General features: G+C 60.1%; 12 protein-coding genes and 1 tRNA gene. 6 read left to right on the top strand and 7 right to left on the bottom strand.

Annotation, left to right across the window (positions count from 1 at the left end; genetic code table 11):
- The first annotated feature begins 48 nt into the window (after positions 1–48).
- Positions 49–2,682 (top strand): ATP-dependent helicase, encoded by a 2,634-nt coding sequence (locus ACYQ3J_RS02480; protein WP_460124625.1) that lies wholly within the window; start codon positions 49–51, stop codon positions 2,680–2,682.
- Positions 2,683–2,907: 225 nt separating this feature from the next.
- Here the strand turns inward: ACYQ3J_RS02480 and ACYQ3J_RS02475 are convergent, their stop codons facing one another.
- Positions 2,908–3,804 (bottom strand): CBS domain-containing protein, encoded by an 897-nt coding sequence (locus tag ACYQ3J_RS02475; protein ID WP_460124005.1) that lies wholly within the window; start codon positions 3,802–3,804, stop codon positions 2,908–2,910.
- Between the two features lie 210 nt (positions 3,805–4,014).
- Between ACYQ3J_RS02475 and ACYQ3J_RS02470 the strand changes: the two genes are divergently transcribed.
- Positions 4,015–4,428 carry a hypothetical protein gene (locus ACYQ3J_RS02470; protein ID WP_460124003.1) on the top strand — a complete coding sequence of 138 codons (414 nt, stop codon included), beginning with the start codon at positions 4,015–4,017 and terminating at the stop codon, positions 4,426–4,428.
- Positions 4,429–4,492: 64 nt separating this feature from the next.
- On the opposite strand, the gene ACYQ3J_RS02465 is transcribed toward ACYQ3J_RS02470, so the two are convergent.
- The gene (locus ACYQ3J_RS02465) at positions 4,493–5,680 is read right to left on the bottom strand and encodes an amidohydrolase family protein (protein WP_460124000.1); all 1,188 of its coding nucleotides are present in this window, start codon (positions 5,678–5,680) and stop codon (positions 4,493–4,495) included.
- A gap of 122 nt (positions 5,681–5,802) precedes the next feature.
- On the opposite strand from ACYQ3J_RS02465, the gene ACYQ3J_RS02460 reads away from it, so the two are divergent.
- Positions 5,803–6,564: a DUF2208 family protein gene (locus tag ACYQ3J_RS02460; protein ID WP_460123998.1), complete on the top strand. Its 762-nt coding sequence runs from the start codon at positions 5,803–5,805 to the stop codon at positions 6,562–6,564.
- Here the strand turns inward: ACYQ3J_RS02460 and ACYQ3J_RS02455 are convergent.
- Both ACYQ3J_RS02455 and ACYQ3J_RS02450 read right to left on the bottom strand, forming a co-directional pair.
- A complete protein-coding gene (locus ACYQ3J_RS02455; RefSeq protein ID WP_460123995.1) occupies positions 6,561–7,988 on the bottom strand; it encodes a phosphohexomutase domain-containing protein in 1,428 nt (475 codons plus the stop codon). The genes ACYQ3J_RS02460 and ACYQ3J_RS02455 overlap by 4 nt on opposite strands.
- A 206-nt stretch (positions 7,989–8,194) precedes the next feature.
- Positions 8,195–8,743 (bottom strand): hypothetical protein, encoded by a 549-nt coding sequence (locus ACYQ3J_RS02450; RefSeq protein ID WP_460123992.1) that lies wholly within the window; start codon positions 8,741–8,743, stop codon positions 8,195–8,197.
- 70 nt (positions 8,744–8,813) lie between these two features.
- Between ACYQ3J_RS02450 and ACYQ3J_RS02445 the strand changes: the two genes are divergently transcribed.
- A complete protein-coding gene (locus ACYQ3J_RS02445; RefSeq protein ID WP_460123989.1) occupies positions 8,814–9,479 on the top strand; it encodes a dihydrofolate reductase family protein in 666 nt (221 codons plus the stop codon).
- Positions 9,480–9,530: 51 nt separating this feature from the next.
- Here the strand turns inward: ACYQ3J_RS02445 and tes are convergent, their stop codons facing one another.
- Positions 9,531–11,300 carry a tetraether lipid synthase Tes gene (tes, locus tag ACYQ3J_RS02440; protein ID WP_460124622.1) on the bottom strand — a complete coding sequence of 590 codons (1,770 nt, stop codon included), beginning with the start codon at positions 11,298–11,300 and terminating at the stop codon, positions 9,531–9,533.
- Positions 11,301–11,590: 290 nt separating this feature from the next.
- Between tes and ACYQ3J_RS02435 the strand changes: the two genes are divergently transcribed.
- Positions 11,591–12,025 carry a thioredoxin family protein gene (locus tag ACYQ3J_RS02435; protein WP_460123986.1) on the top strand — a complete coding sequence of 145 codons (435 nt, stop codon included), beginning with the start codon at positions 11,591–11,593 and terminating at the stop codon, positions 12,023–12,025.
- Between the two features lie 227 nt (positions 12,026–12,252).
- On the opposite strand, the gene ACYQ3J_RS02430 is transcribed toward ACYQ3J_RS02435, so the two are convergent.
- The gene (locus ACYQ3J_RS02430) at positions 12,253–12,660 is read right to left on the bottom strand and encodes a hypothetical protein (protein ID WP_460123983.1); all 408 of its coding nucleotides are present in this window, start codon (positions 12,658–12,660) and stop codon (positions 12,253–12,255) included.
- Positions 12,661–12,689: 29 nt separating this feature from the next.
- Positions 12,690–15,413, bottom strand: a complete 2,724-nt coding sequence (gene acnA, locus ACYQ3J_RS02425; protein ID WP_460123981.1) for an aconitate hydratase AcnA — start codon at positions 15,411–15,413, stop codon at positions 12,690–12,692.
- Positions 15,414–15,596: 183 nt separating this feature from the next.
- Between acnA and ACYQ3J_RS02420 the strand changes: the two genes are divergently transcribed.
- Positions 15,597–15,684, top strand: a tRNA-Ser gene (locus tag ACYQ3J_RS02420).
- Positions 15,685–15,814 lie beyond the last annotated feature (130 nt).

Raw genomic sequence — 15,814 nt, 5'->3', positions numbered from 1 at the left:
CCCACAGGGTTAGATGGGGGCTGGGCTAGAGTGACAGTAACGCAGTCCATGGCTTCGCAGTACTCGGACGAGGAGCTTTACTCGATGCTGAGGCCATACGTGGCTGAGTGGTTTAGGAGGACTTATGGCGTCTTCACGGAGCCTCAGAGGGCCGCTATACCCTTAATCAAGTCCGGGAGGAACGTGCTCATATCCTCGCCCACCGGGACCGGCAAGACTCTCGCGGCGTTCCTCGGCATACTCGACGAGCTCTTCAAGCTGGGGGAGGCAGGGGAGCTCGAGGACAGGATCTACGCTGTCTACGTCTCCCCCCTCAGGGCGCTCAACAACGACATGAAGAGGAACCTCCTCAGCCCGCTGGAGGGCATTAGGAGGGTAGCTGAAGAGATGGGCGTCGAGGTCCCCGAGATCCGCGTGGCGGTGAGGACCAGCGACATCAGCCAGTCGGAGAAGCAGAAGATGCTCAGGAAGCCCCCGCACATACTCATCACCACGCCCGAGAGCCTGGCGATCTCCCTCGTCGCGCCCAAGTTCAGGGAGAGACTGGCCACCACGCGCTGGGTGGTGATAGACGAGATCCACGAGCTAGCCAGCAACAAGCGCGGGGCCCACCTCTCGCTCTCGCTGGAGAGGCTGGAGGAGCTTGTGAGGGAGGCCACGGGGAGGGGGCTCCAGAGGGTGGGGCTCAGCGCCACCATCGCCCCCCTCGACGAGGTCGCGAGGTTCCTCGGCGGCTACGACGACTTCGGCAGGCCGAGGCCCGTGGAGATAGTAGACGCAAGGTTCGCCAAGCCCATAGACATAAGGGTCCTGGCCCCCAACCTCGACTTGATCCACTCCGACCCGGAAGTGATAAACGAGGCCATCTACGACAAGCTGGTCAAGTTAATCAAGGAGCATGGAACGGTCCTCATCTTCACCAACACGCGGAGCGCCACGGAGAGGGTGGCGTACAAGCTCAAGAAGAAGCTGAAGGAGGCTGGGGTGATTAAGAGCGACAGCGAGGTCGAGACCCACCACAGCAGCCTCTCGAGGGACCTCAGGCTTGACGTAGAGGAGAGGCTTAAGCAGGGGAAGCTCAGGGTCGTCGTCTCCAGCACCAGCCTAGAGCTGGGGATCGACATCGGCTACATAGACCTCGTAGTCCTCCTCAGCAGCCCCAAGAGCGTGAGCAGGCTCCTCCAGAGGGTGGGGAGGGCGGGCCATAGGATAAGGCAGGTCAGCAAGGGCCGCATAATAGTGGTCGACAGGGACGACCTGGTCGAGTGCACTGTCCTAGCGAAGAGCGCCATGGAGAGGTTCATAGACAGGGTCCACATACCCAGGAACCCCCTCGACGTGCTGGCCCAGCACATCGTCGGCATGAGCATCGAGAAGAAGTGGAGGATCCAAGACGCCTTCAGGGTGGTGAGGCGCTCATACAACTTCAGGAGCCTCCCCTTCGACGACTTCATGAACGTGCTCCGCTGGCTCGCGGGCAAGCACGAGTTCGAGGAGGAGGGCGTCTACTCCAAGATATGGCTCGACGAGGAGGAGGGCACCTTCGGCCGCAAGAGGTCCGCCAGGATGATTTACCAGCTCAACGCCGGCACCATACCCGACGAGACGAAGATCCACGTATACACGACCGACGGGAAGTACGTGGGCGACTTGGAGGAGGAGTTCGCCGAGATCCTTATGCCCGGGGACATATTCGTCCTGGGCGGCCGCACCTACAAGTTCATATCGAGCCGCGGGATCAAGGTGTTCGTGGAGCCAGCTGAGGGCCAGAAGCCCACCGTGCCGAGCTGGTTCAGCGAGATGCTCCCCCTGAGCTACGACAGCGCCCTGAGGGTCGGGGCGTTCCGCTGCTACGTCGCAGAGAAGCTTCGCAGAGGCGAGGAGTCTAAACTCTTCCAGGAGCTGGTGGAGGACTACCTGCTCGAGCCCCACGCGGCCAGGACCATCATCGACTACTTCAAGGAGCAGCTCATGTATATAGGCGTGGTCCCCTGCCACAACCTGATACTGATAGAGTACTTCGACTACGACGAGGGAGTGGGGATAGTATTCCACATGGCCTACGGCAGGAGGGTTGTGGACGCCCTCTCTAGGGCTTACGCTTACGCCCTCAACAAGCTCGTGGGGACACCCGTCAGGATCACCGTCACCGACAACGGGTTCATGCTCACCGTTCCCACAGAGGTGGAAGTGAACCACGAGCTGATAAAGAGGCTGCTGGGAGAGGTTAGAAGCTCCAACCTGAGGCAGATACTGGAAGCCACCATCGCCAGGACCGAGCTTATGAAGAGGAGGTTCAGGCACGTGGCCCAGCGGAGCTTCATGATACTGCGCCGCTACAAGGGCTACGAGAAGAGCCCCGAGCGGCTCCAGCTAAGCGCACAGCACCTGCTGGAGATAATGCTCAAGAAGCGCCCCGACAGCCCCGTCATCAAGGAGACGTTCAGGGAGATACTTGAGGATTACATGAACATCGAGGCGGCCACCGAAGTCCTAAAACGCATAGAGTCCGGCGAGTACAGGATAGTAATCAAGGGCCCCCTGCCATACCCCTCACCCTTCGCCCACGGAATGGTAGCAAAGGGTTACAGCGACGTCGTCCTGATGGAGGACAAGAGAAAGCTCATAGCCGAGCTACACAAGAAGATACTCGAGTACATCGCGAAAGCCGGGCAGAAGTAGCCAAGACTCCCCTGGGGCCTCTCGGGGTTTAATGCTTCAAGGGGCTGAAGGACCTTCCGCTGCAAGAGGCTCGACCTACGCGGGCCTCCATCCCCCTATCCTAGTACCTCCTCACCCGGGGCCTTTCATGCCACAATGAAAAATCCGTATTAGGGCCATGAAAGCTTGTAGCTGCTACTATCTACTACTATCCCGGCGGGCGCCCTCGGCTCCCCCCGTGCAGCTTCACTCTAGGGCGGCGATGTAGCGGAGTATGTCAGTCCTCGTCACTATGCCTACCGGCTTACCTTCACTATTCAATACCACTAAGCGGCCGACATTGTAGTAGTCCATGAGCCTCATAGCCTCGGTAAGCCCCTCGTTCTCGTTTATAGTGAACACGTTCTTCCTCACATACCGCGACACGGGCGCGTCGAGGTCCATGTTGAAGGCCACCAGCGCCGCTATATCGCTAGTCGTGATGAACCCCTCTATCTTCCCGTCCTTGTTAACTATGGGGGCCCCCCTTATCCCGTGCTCGTGGAGCAGCCTCGCCACCTCCCTAACCGTCATGTCATTCCTAGCAACTATCAGGTTCCTAGACGCTATCTCTCCCACTCTCACGTCCGGTATCACGATGAGTTTGTCTACAGCGATGAGAGCCTCTCCCCTAGCCGGCTCCGCTTTCTCTATGACACCCTTGACAATCATCCTAAGGCTAGGGGCGCTCTCCACCCGAGCCTTGGCGCCAGGCCTCAGGGCCTCGGATGACCTGGAGAGCCTCACGAGGGCCTTGGCCTTGCCCGGGCCGAGGAGCCTCATAATTTCCATGTCAACAATGGTAACCTCATCCTTCAAGCCGTCGCTTTCGATTATAAGCTTCGCGTAACCCATGCCGGTGACGCTCAACTCCCCGCGAAGGTACTCGTAAGCCTTCAGCGTGGGCGCGTAGCCGCCAGCAGGCCCCGCTCTAGACGTTACGAAGCCTATTCCCTTGAGCCACATGATTATGTTACGCACAGTACCCTCATCCTTGCCGAGGAGTTCGGCGACCTCCTTACTCTTCACCATCCTACCCTTCTTCTCATATAGCCTCACGAGAGCCTCCAGGATTTCCCTCTGGACGTCTGTGAGTTTAGCCATAGAGCACCCCGCCTCCACTGCACCGCTACCGACTTTCATCTAACATAAACAAATAATATAAATCAATGACTAGCTTGAAGGTGTATCTATGAACGAAACCCGGCACCTATACAGCCCGGCCGAGGGTCTACGCTAAGCCTGTTCTGGTGCCCTATCCTTTTTATTAATTCTGGCTGGAGGTGAACCGTGGGGCAGGGAGGGTATTACTCTATGCCTGAAGAGAGGGTTATGCGTGAAAGCGGGGATAGACTGGTTAACCTAGTAGTTAGGCTTGAGATTTTAAGGAACAGGATACCCTACTCGGTAATCGACGGCTCCATGGAGGAAACCCTTAGATCCATAGCGCTCGAGATCGACGCGGGAAGAACCGCTAGCGAGGGGCTTGGCTGGGCTCGCGTGGTCAGGAACATGCTCTACTCCGACCTGAGGCATGAGGCGTTCCTCCTCTCAAAGCTCGCCAAGGCCCTGAGGAGGCGGATGAGCGCGTACGGGCGGCCCGAGATAAGCGGGGTAGACTACCTAACCCGGAGGATTGACTCGTTCCTGGAGAGGATAAGGGGCGAGCTAGGGTTCCACCCGCGCATACCCATAAGCATGCAGCACTGGCGCGACCTCAACCTATAGCCGGCCCCCTAGCGGTTCAGGTTCAGCGAGGGGCACCGCCCTGCTGGGCTGCCCCGGGCTCACCTTACCTGGATTGCCTTGGATGGATCGACTCCCGCAGGGCTTGGTAGAGTTTGAGGTAGCCATTGGCTAGAAGCGTTACCTCACCCCCGTCTACCCGGGCCAGTATATGTTTCGCCTCCATCCTCTTCATTACAGCGTACAGCTTGTCCACAGCTGTGGGGACTCCGTCCGGCACGAGGGCTAGGACTATTCTGGCCGGCGACCCTTCCCGCGGGACGCTTGGCTGCTCCCCGAAAATCTCGTATCCCGACTTGAACAGTGCTGAAGCCGCTATCTCTGCTGCCCCCCTCTTCAACCCTAGCAGCCTGCCTATGTAGGTGAGGATCCTCGCCTCCTCCCAGGGGTCGGGCGTGAACCATGCAGCGTTGTCACTCCCCAAGCCTATGCTGACCCCGGCCTTGTAGGCCTCGTCCACCCTGGGCAGCCCGAGGCCGTGCCACATGTTGCTCCTCGGGCAGACCACTAGCCCGATGCCGCGGTCCCTGAGCACCTCGAAGTCCACCGGGGCTAGGTGGGTCCCGTGGACTGCCACGGTGAAGCCCGCCTCTACCGCCAGCTCTAGGTCTCCGAGCATCCTGGCCCTCGGGGTCTCAGCTATGTGGGCGGCGGCGTAGCGTGACGCCCCAACCAGCCTCTTCAACTCGCCCGGGTCATAGTCGAGGGGGCTGCTGACCCCGAGCCCGTCGCAGCCCTCCGGCCAGCCGGGCCCAGGCCTTCCGAGGACTAGAACCCGGAGCCCCCTGACTCCGGCCAGCGCCTCGCGGGCGGCTCTACACCCGAGCCCTCCCCCCTCGCGGAAGTCAACCAGGAGCCCCACGCCCCTCTCCCAGGCGTGCAGGTAGACCCTGCGGATTGCCTCGACGAGCCCCCTGAAGCTCAGCCTCGAGAGGAGCCTGTGCTTAACCCCAGCCGGCGGCGCTACCGCCTCCTCTAGGCCTAGCTCGACCCCGAACTCGGGGAAGGCGAAGTCACCGCTGTGAATGTGGGCGTTAGCTGGCTGGGGGAGGATCATGAGCCAATCCCCGCCTACAGCCCCTCCGGGGCATGAGGACCACGACCCGATGCTTGCCACGAGCCCCTCCTCAATATTGATGCAGACCTTTTCCTCTACCTTGAACCCGTCGTCGCCCTCTATTAACGCGAACCCAGCCTTAATGTTCATAACCGGGCCCACCTTGATTCCGTTCACGCTTTTACATCGCTAAAGCAGACACTCACGTCAGAGTTTTTAGTTTAAAGATCTTGGCTGCTAGTAGCATGTGAGCGCCTCTAGAGTCCTGCGGGGAGCCTGAGGGTTAAAGGTGCACTGGGATGTCGGCGGTAACCGAGCACCTAGGCAAAAGGATCCTGCTCAGCCAAGCCTACCTCATAGTGTACTCGGCCCTCGCGGCAATAGTCGGGCGCGGCAAGCTGCTATGGCTGGTGATAATCCTCTTCTTCATACTGATGATTATTGTGCAGAGCAGACTAGGCGGGGGCCCCCTCGGGCAGGGGAGGGTTAAAGCCGAGGAGGTCGAGGCCGGGCGCACCCTCCACGAGGAGAACGACGTGAGGGAGCTGCAGATGAATGACAAGGAGCTAGCGGTGGAGATGCAGGAGCACTCCAAAGCAACCATGATGCTGAGCTTCGGGACTTTCATCTCCCTAGCATACTTCTTCCTGCTCTGGAGCAAGATCTCAAGCATTGAGAGCTACCTAGCCGGCAAGTTCGGCATCGGCCCGAAGACCGCAATGTTCCTAGCGTTCCTCATCTACTTCGAGGGAGTATTCATAATCAACCAGCTCTTCCTGCTCTACACGATTAGGAGGATAGGCAAGATGCCGGTGTTAAACATGCCTCAAGGCTTCAAGATCACGGAGAAAGGCATCATTCTTAAGGGGCTCGTGAGCAGGCAGGCGATCACGTTCCCTCTGCCCAGCGACGTTGAAGTTGTCTTAAACGAGAAGCGCAAGTTCGTGGAGCTAGTCAAGCACGGGAAGAGGAGCGTGACAAGGATCCGGCTGTACACTAAGAGCCCTAGAAAGGTTTACAGCCTCATAACATCGCTTAATGAGAGGTCTCGTGGAGGCTAGCGGCCTAGGTCAATGTGCTCCTCGACGCCCTGGATTTTAACGCCAAGCCTGTCGGCGGTGCATATTAGGAGCCGTCTGACCTCCTCTACCAGCTCCTTCAGCTTATCCCTGCTCCTTGCCTGGCCGTAAATCCTTATCTTGGGCTCTGTGCCGCTCTTCCTCACGAGTATCCAGCTCCCCTCGTCGAAGTCTATCCTTACCCCGTCAATGTCGGTTACACGCTCCTTACCGCTCCGCGTAAAGGCGGAGAGAACCTCCTCCTCCAGCTTCTCGTAGAGGACCTGCTTCTCATCGTCGCTGCCTAGCTTTACGCTTATCCTAGCCGAGGGGTAGGAGGGGAGCTCTTCAATGAGCTGGGCGGGCTTCTTCCCCGACTCCAGCGACAATTTAACCAGCAGGGCTGCCTGGTATATAGCGTCGACCCAGAGGCCCCAGCTCGGGTCTATAAGCTTCCAGGGCTCTGCCGCCATGAGTGCTCCCGGCGTCTCCTTCAGCTTTTCATGTGTCTTCCCCAGCTTGGCTCGCACCACCTTCCCCCCGAGTTTCTCGACAACCTCATCGACCTCTATACCGACATCGACTGAAACTATTATAGTGCCCTTCCTCTCCTCCAGCTTGTGCTTGGCGAAGAGGGCTATCAGGAGGTCCTGCTTCACGAACGCCCTGCCCGGCACGGCGAGCGCCAGTCTATCCGCGTCGCCGTCGTGGGCTAGAAGGGCGTCCAAGCCTAGGCTTTCAGCCCCCTTGATGTACTCTCTGAGAACGTCGGGCCTCGGCTCCGGGCAGCGGCCCGGGAACAAGCCGTCAGGGTGGCAGTTGAAGCTAACCACCCCCACCCCCAGCTGCCTGAGCACCCTCGGGGTGACGCCGCTGGCTGCGCCGTTAGCGCAGTCCACCCCCACCCTGAGCTTGATTCTGGGCGAGTGGACCCTCATCCTATCCACGAGGTCTCTCACGTACTCCTCCACAATCTCCGTGCCGACGATGAGCTTACCCACACCGTTCCATGGAGCGTGGAGGGCCTTCAAGTCACCCGTCAATATGAGTCTCTCGAGATCGCTCTCCATGGACTGAGTATACTCCATCCCATTATCATCGAATATCTTCAAGCCATTATCGGAGGGCGGGTTATGGCTAGCAGTAATTATGATCCCGGCCCTGCTCCTCGTGTGCGGGACCGAATACGCCAGCACGGGGGTCGGGACCAAGCCGAGGTAAATGGCGTCCAGCCCCCCAGCCATCAACCCTGCAGCAGCCAGCTGGGCGAGGAGAGGGCTGGTCGTCCTCACGTCGTGGCCCACAGTGGCCGAGCCACGCCCGCCTACATAGGCCGCTAGCGACAAGCCCACCCTATAGGTAAGCTCGGGCGTAATCTTCTCCAGGTAGGGGCCTCTAATGCCAGCCGTACCGAAGAGGCGCCCCAAGACGCTTCCACCGGAGGGGTGCCCAGCCGGTACCCCATGAATCCAGATTGCCCCTCCCGCCAGGGAATTTAGGTTTGCCTGCCGGACCGTAGCGCTTGATTCCTAGGAATGATTCCTAAAGATGAATATTCATCCCTATTCATCTATATCCTCAGGGTGTAGCGGCCGCCGTGCGCCATGGCTTTCGCCCGGCCCCCGCCGGGTCTTCACTCGAGCCTCGAGCGAGACTCCTTGACCGTGGAGAGTATGCCGCTCGGCGGCCCTGTGTAGATCGCTGCAACCCTCCACCTGCGCAGCCTAGTGACTTTAATGTATACCAGCACGTCGGGGCTGCGAAGGTTGACGGGCCTCTCGATTCCATTCATTATGGCTACCGCTGCGTCCCTCCTGTGCATGACCCTGCCGTTCTCGTCTAGCAGGTGGCCGTCTATCCTAACCGCTACCGAGCCCTCCGGGTGCCTCGAGAGAAGGGTGTGGACACTTCTCCTAACAGCGTCAATATACGGCTTAACCACGTCGTTCACGGGTATAATCCTTAGTATCGGCGTGCTCCGGGGCATGCTTCTCCTGAACTCCTCAACGGCCCTGAAGGGGTCGGGGGCTACGCCGTAGATGATGCTCTGCCCGTACCCGACGACCCTGAACTCATCAACCAAGGCCTCCAGCTGCCTGACAGCCTCCCTCCTCATAGGGAGCCCTGGAAGGTGCGTCACGATCAGGTTAAACCTCTCCACCGCCAACCACTCCCTAGCCACCCAGGGATAGCGGGAGGGGCGTTTAACAATGCAGCGACGCCGGGCAGGACTAGAGCCGCCCGCCGCTTCAGTGAAACCGTACACCTTCATATTCAGCACTATGAGCGTTGACGGCCGCATAGCGGGGGAGACGGGCTTCAGCAGGCTCAGCTGCCACGAGGACTTCGTCCTCCAGCACCGTCTTAGAGCACAGAGCGACGCCGTAATGGTCGGGGCCGGGACTGTCCTGGCGGACAACCCCAGGCTAACCGTCAGGCTGACACCCGGCAAGAGCCCGGCCCGGGTGGTTGTAGACGGGAGGCTGAGGAGCAGGCCCGACTCCAGGGTCTACCAGGGCCCTGGGCTGAGGGTGCTCATCACGTCAACCCGTTGGGGCCCCGAAGACCTGAAACCGTACAGGGAGGCCGGCGTGGAGGTTATCCAGGCCCCCGAGGACAGCCGGGGCCTCGTCGACCTCAGGCTTGCCCTCGAGGATCTCAGGGAGAGCTACAACGTGAGGAGGCTGATGGTCGAGGGTGGAGGCAGGCTCAACTACGAGCTGCTCGCCCGCAGGCTAGTCGACGAGGTCAGAGTTACCATCTCACCACTAGCCCTAGGCTCGGGGACCTCTATCTTCCAAAAACCCGAGGCTAGGATGGAGCCGAGCCCAGGCCCCCTCGCCAGGTTTATTCTAGTGGATTACAAGCCCGTTTGCGGCAACTGGCTCCACCTGGTATACAAAATACTCTATGATTAAGTAACGGAATTAAATCGAATTGAATTAGGAAAATTGGGGAAAGGGGGTAGGCTAGAATATTATGCCCTTATATGCCTCGTGGTAGATGGGGCTCGACTTAATGATCTTGAAGTACTTGGCCCTGTTGTACTTGACGCCCGGGCCTAGGCCGCCTCCAAACTCCTCCTCGTACTTCTCGATCGAAATCTGGTACTGCTGCTGCACGTAGTCCCTGTAGATCTGCTCCATCACGTTGAAGGCGCAGAAGGGCACCACCCTACCGTCGGGCATGAGGTAGTGTATGTTGCACCTCCTAACCCTGGTTACGTCGTAGTTGTATAGGTCCATGAAATGCATCATTCCGAGGAAGAGCAGGTTGTAGTGTAGCTCGCCCAGCGCGTCGTAGTTCTTCTTGACGAACACGTTCCAGAGCAGCTTCGTGATGTTCAGACCCTTCGGCAGCTTCTCCTTGTCAACGAACTTGCTTAGGTCCACTATTCCACTCATCAGTGCCCTCGCCTTCGCCAGCCTGGAGCCTGACTCGAGGCGTATCCTGTTCTCGTCGAGCCACTCGATGAACCCGTCTACGTCGAAGAAGTCGGTAATGGGTACGAATCTCTTGGGAACGCCGTCCTCGCCCCTCTCTACGAAAACGTAGGTTGCGGCGCCGCACATTGGGTGGTTGGCCATGCAGAACTGCTCCGTGCCAGTCCACGCTTCGATGAACTTGGCGAACTTAGCGGCCACCGGTATCGGGTACCACGCCTCCGGTGGTATCTGGTAGTCCGTCTGCTCCGCAATCCCCTTAATGGCGTCCGCGATGGTTATCCTGTACTTCTCCCTCTCCCTCTTCTTCATCTGACCGGTGAGGCTCACCGGCTGGAAGTTGACTGCCCTCACTATGTCCATGTGCTTCCCGGCGAACTTAATCATTGCCCCCATCTCGTGGTCGTTCACCGACTTTATGAGGGTTGGGACTAGGACAACGCTCGTCATGCCGGATTTCCTGAACACCTCGAATATGAACGGTATCTCCCAGTGGTTCTTCCAGTTAGTCTTAGGCGTCACCCCGTCGAAGCTCAGGTACACCGTGTTTACGCCAGCCTTCCTCAGGGCGCGGGCGTATTCTATGGCCTTCTGCGGGTCCTGGAAGTATAGCTCAGCGAACTTTATGCCGTTAGTGTTGAGCTGGATGTGCCTCACACCCTCCTCCTTAAGCATCTTAACGATCTCAACTAGGTCATCACGCATCGTGGGCTCGCCGCCGGTTATCTGGACGGCCATAGTCACGCCTTGCTTCTTCAACTGCCTTATCATAAACCTCATCTGCTCTATGGAGGGCTCGTACACGTAGCCAGCCTTCTCAGCGTAGTAGAAGCAGTACCAGCAGCTCAGGTTACACCTGTTCGTCACCACGAGGTTGGCGAGTGCGGTGTGGTTCTCGTGCATAGCGCACAGGCCACAGTTGAATGGGCATGGGGTGCTCAGTTGCACGTAGGGCTTCTTCACGCCCTTACCCGTCTCCTCGAACGACATCATCCTCCAGTAGAGCTTGGCGTCGCCGAAGTACAGCTCCTCTATCTCACCGTGCTCCGGGCAAACCTTCCTAATCCAGATCTTCCCATCCCGCTCGAAGACCCTAGCCGGCAGGAGCCTGAGGCAGTAGGGGCACAGGCTCGTCGTGATCCTTACGTGCTTCTCGCCCTCCCTAAGCTTGGGGAGGGGGCCTCCGATCGGTACCCTCAAGCCCGCTATCTCCACGTACGCGTTACCCTTCTCGTCCTGCTTAAGGGCACCCGGCGCCGGCAGAATGTCCGGCTTTTGGGGGGCCTTCTGAGGCACTTTTAGAACGGTCTTCAACTCTACCGGGCTATCCCTTGCCGGCAACACTCAAACACCCCGTAGCCAGCACTCTTTAACCCTGTGTTACTTCGTGGGTTACCCTTGTAAACGGGACCTGTTTAATATATAAATGTGTCTATACCCCCTTGGAGTTATAGTTTCAGCCTTCCCAGCCTTAACGCCGCGGCGATGATAGCGCGCCGCCTAAAGCGAGGCCCCACGCCAGCGGCCTGCCTTTAGGTTTCTTTAGCCTCAATCAAACTCGCCCTACGCCGCTTGGGGGATTTGGGGTGGATGAGCAAGGCTATGCGCTGGAAAACCTGGCCGAGGAGCTTGCTGGGCTCCTGCTCAAGAGAGCTGAGATGCTAGAAGCCGCCGCGAAGGAGCTCGTTGCAGAGGTCACCAGGCACAACATTGACGAGGTGCTGAAAAACAATAAAGTGGTCTTCCTATTCTTCACTGCTGACTGGTGCGGGCCCTGCATATCATTCATGAAGACGTTCAAGGAGGTCGCCGCCGCGAACCTGCACCCAGCAGTCTTCTACGGTAAAGTCGACGTGGACAGGTCCTACAGTATCGCCGACAAGTACGACGTGAAGCATATACCGTCGATCCTAGTGTTCGTGGACGGCAAGCTAGTTGAATCCATAATCGGGTCCATGGACAGGGCTAAACTCGAGGAAAAGGTGAAGCGGTACATCAAGCTAGCGCAGGGCAAGCAGTAGTGCGAGCGGTAGAGCAGCCCCGGGCCCACGCTGGCCCCCGGGATCCCCCGGAGCCGGTGTATCAGCGGGTTCCCGCCGGGGCTCCAGGCTTCTCCAGCCCGTGTTGGCCTGCTTGGCTGCGTGCCCGGCGGTAAGGGGTGTGAGGGTTTAACTGCCCGCGGCGCCCTGCGTCGACTGGCGGGGGTGCGGCGCTGAAGAGACGCCGGGTTGCCTGAGCTGCACGCAGTTTAATGATGTTTTCGCGGACCGTCGGAGCCGCGCCTCCCCCAGGCCTCTATGGCTCCCTGTATGATGCTCCAGGGGCTCCTCCCGGCTATGCTCTCGTAGATCGCCGCGACTTCGTCGAGGGTTGGGTTTCTCAGGCAGGCCAGGATCCTCCTCTTAACCCTCTCGTCCTCGCAGGCCCTCGCCGCCCTGGAGAGCAGGCGCCTGCCGTCACTGTTGAGGGTGAGCCTCTTGTCGAAGAATAGGGGGATCCCCGCCAGGAGCTTCTCGAGGAGGTTAATTACTTCATCCATCCTCCGGCATGGCTCCGCGCTTGCACCCCTCATCACTACCCTCCTCAGCTCCAGAGCAGCCTGGCGGGGATCCCCCGAGGGGGAGGCTCTCCTGGAGGGGCACGGGTAATATCGCATTGGGGCGGCCGCTCCGGGTTGCCTGGCGTTTACTTCTTCCCCTTCTCTCGCTTTCCTAGGTGCTCTTTTATGATCTTGGCTAGGACATACTTCAGTATGCCGCCGTACCTGTAGTACTCAACCTCTATCGACGTGTCTAGCCTGGCCTTGACCTTGAACTCCACCACGCGGCCGTCTGGCTTGGTGGCCCTGACTGTCAGGATCTTGCCTGGGTGGAGGCCCTCCTCTATGCCGGTTATGTCGTAGACCTCGCTTCCGTCGAGGCCCAGCGTCTTAGCGTTCTCCCCCGGCATGAACTCTAGTGGGAGTATGCCCATGCCCACGAGGTTGCTCCTGTGTATCCTCTCGAAGCTCTCCGCTATCACCGCCTTCACGCCCAGAAGGTAGGGGCCCTTGGCCGCCCAGTCCCTGCTGCTCCCTACGCCGTAGTTCTTGCCCCCGATGACTATGACGGGCGTCCCCTCCCTCTTGTACCTCATCGCCGCCTCGTAGACGTGCATCACCTCGCCCGTGGGCCAGTATATGGTCCACCCGCCCTCCCTGTCTGGGGTGAGGAGGTTCCTGAACTTCGGATTGTCGAAGGTGCACCTGGCCAGCACCTCGTGGTTGCCCCTCCTCGCGCCGCAGGTGTTCAGCTCCTCGGGCTTCACCCCCTGCTCGATGAGGTACCTGCCTGCGAGGCTGTCCGGGCTGATCCTGCCCACCGGGCTTATGTGGTCGGTGCTAACCCTGTCGGGGGCCATCACGAGAACCCTGGCCCCCCTGATGTCCCTGGGCGGGTCAGGGTCGAGCTTGAAGTCGTCGAGGAACGGGGGCTTCCTTATGTAGGTGCTCCTGGGATCCCAGGGGAACGTGTCGCTCTCCATCTCTGGGAGCCTCCTCCAGAACTCGTCGCCCTCGAATATGTCCCTGTACTTCTCCCTGAAGAACTCCGGGTCGAGCGCCCTCCCCAGGGCCTCGCGTACCTCCTCGCTCGAGGGCCAGATGTCCCTGAGGTAAACGGGCTCGCCGTTGGGGTCGTACCCCAGCGGCTCCCTCTCGAAGTCTATGTCCACCCTCCCGGCTATGGCGTAGGCTATGACGAGCGGCGGGCTGGCGAGGAAGTTGCCCTGCGTGAGCGGGTGGACCCTGCCCAGGAAGTTCCTGTTCCCGCTTAGGACCGCGACGCCGTAGAGGCCCCTGTTCTTCAGGGCGTCCTCCACCGGCTTGGGGAGGGGGCCGCTGTTGCCTATGCAGACAGTGCACCCGAAGCCGGTCACGTGGAACCTGAGCGCTTCGAGGTAGGGCATCAGCCCTAGCCTCTTCCAGTACTCCACCACAACCCTGCTGCCGGGGGCGTTGCTCGTCTTAACCCAGGGCTTGACCCTCAGCCCCCTCTCCACCGCCTTCTTCGCCAGGAGGCCCGCCATCAGCATGAGTGTCGGGTTGCTGGTGTTCGTGCAGCTGGTTATGGCTGCGAGCACAACGCTCCCGTCCGTGATCTCCCCCCTCTCGCCGGCGTGCTCCACCTCAATCGTTATCCTGCCCCTCCCCCTCTTCTTCAGGTACTCCTCTATCACCCTGGAGACCCTCTCCTTCGCCTCCCGCAGCGGGATCCTGTCCTCGGGGTGGCTGGGCCCGCTGATGCTTGGCTCCACATCTGAGAGGTCGACCTCCATCACCTCAGTGTACCTGGGCTCGGGCTCGTCCAGGCTGTACCAGAGCCTCACGAGCTTGGCGTACTTCTCCACGAACCTCGCGTGGCCGGGATCCCTGCCAGTCTGCAGTAGGTACTTGATTGTCTCCTCGTCGACGGGGAAATAGGCCATGGTGGAGCCGTACTCCGGCGCCATGTTGGCGATCGTAGCCCTATCCGGCACGCTCAGCTTCTTCATCCCCTCCCCGAAGAACTCTATGAACATGCCGACCACTCCCCTCCTCCTGAACTTCTCGGTCAGGTAGAGCGCGATATCCGTCGGCGTCACTCCCTCCCTCGGCTCCCCGACGAGCCTGACCCCCAGCACCTTCGGGAGGAGCATGTAGTAGGGCTGGCCGAGGATCACCGCCTCGGCCTCTATGCCCCCTATGCCCCAGCCCACCACCCCGAGCCCGTTGACCATGGGCGTGTGGCTGTCGGTGCCGAGCACCGTGTCGGGGAAAGCCGTCAGTCCCCGCCGGGTCTCCCTCACCTCGACCACGCTGGCCAGGTACTCGATGTTGACCTGGTGGATGATGCCCTTGCCCGGGGGGACTACCCGGAGGTTCCGGAAGCTCCTCTGGGCCCACTTGAGCAGCGTGTACCTCTCCCGGTTCCTCTCGTACTCCTTCTCCATGTTCCTGCGGAGGGCGAGGCGGGTGCCGTAGTAGTCCACCTGCACGCTGTGGTCTATAATTAAGTCGACGGGTATGAGGGGGTTCACTATCCTGGGGTCCAGCCCGTACTCCTTGACCTTGTCCCTCATCGCGGCCAAGTCCAGGATGGCCGGGACCCCGGTGAGGTCCTGCGTGATCACCCTGGCGGGGTGGAACGGCACCTCCCTCGCGCCGGCCGTCTCCCTCCACCTAGCCACGGCCTCAACGTCTGCATCCCCGACAACGTAGCCATCGTAGTGCCTGAGAACGTTCTCCAGGAGAACCCTGATGGAGTAGGGCAGCTCCTCCACGTCAACCAAGCCAGCCCGGCCGGCCTGGTCTATCCTAACGAGCCTAGCCCTGCCAGCGGGGGAGTCCACCTCGCCCCACAGGGACTCGACCAGGCCCGAGTAGTCGCCCAACCCCCTGCACCTTGCCAAGAGCCCCGGAAATGTGGGAGCTTAAGGAATTACCGGCCCCACAGCAAGACCCCGAGAAGGCCAGCCGGCCCCTGGGGGCCGGGGACCCTTCCAGGCGGGCGGCGAAGACTACCCGCGGCGGCGCACCATTTAAATCCTCCACCACCCCTAAGCCCAGTCAGGAGAGCCGCGGTCGCCTAGCCTGGCCAGGGCGCCGGCCTGCTAAGCCGGTGGGGGAGACCCCGCGCGGGTTCAAATCCCGCCCGCGGCGCCACTCCTCCCAAACCCGAACCTGCCACTTCCCCTAAGGAGGGAGCGCCGCCCGCGGCTTGAAGTGCTCTAAGCCCAACGCTTCAATCCAGGACCGCGAGGCTAGGGGGCCTACCTTCTCCTCCCTGGAACTC

Source organism: Stetteria hydrogenophila (assembly GCF_054657575.1).
This window is presented reverse-complemented; position numbering and strand designations above follow the sequence as displayed.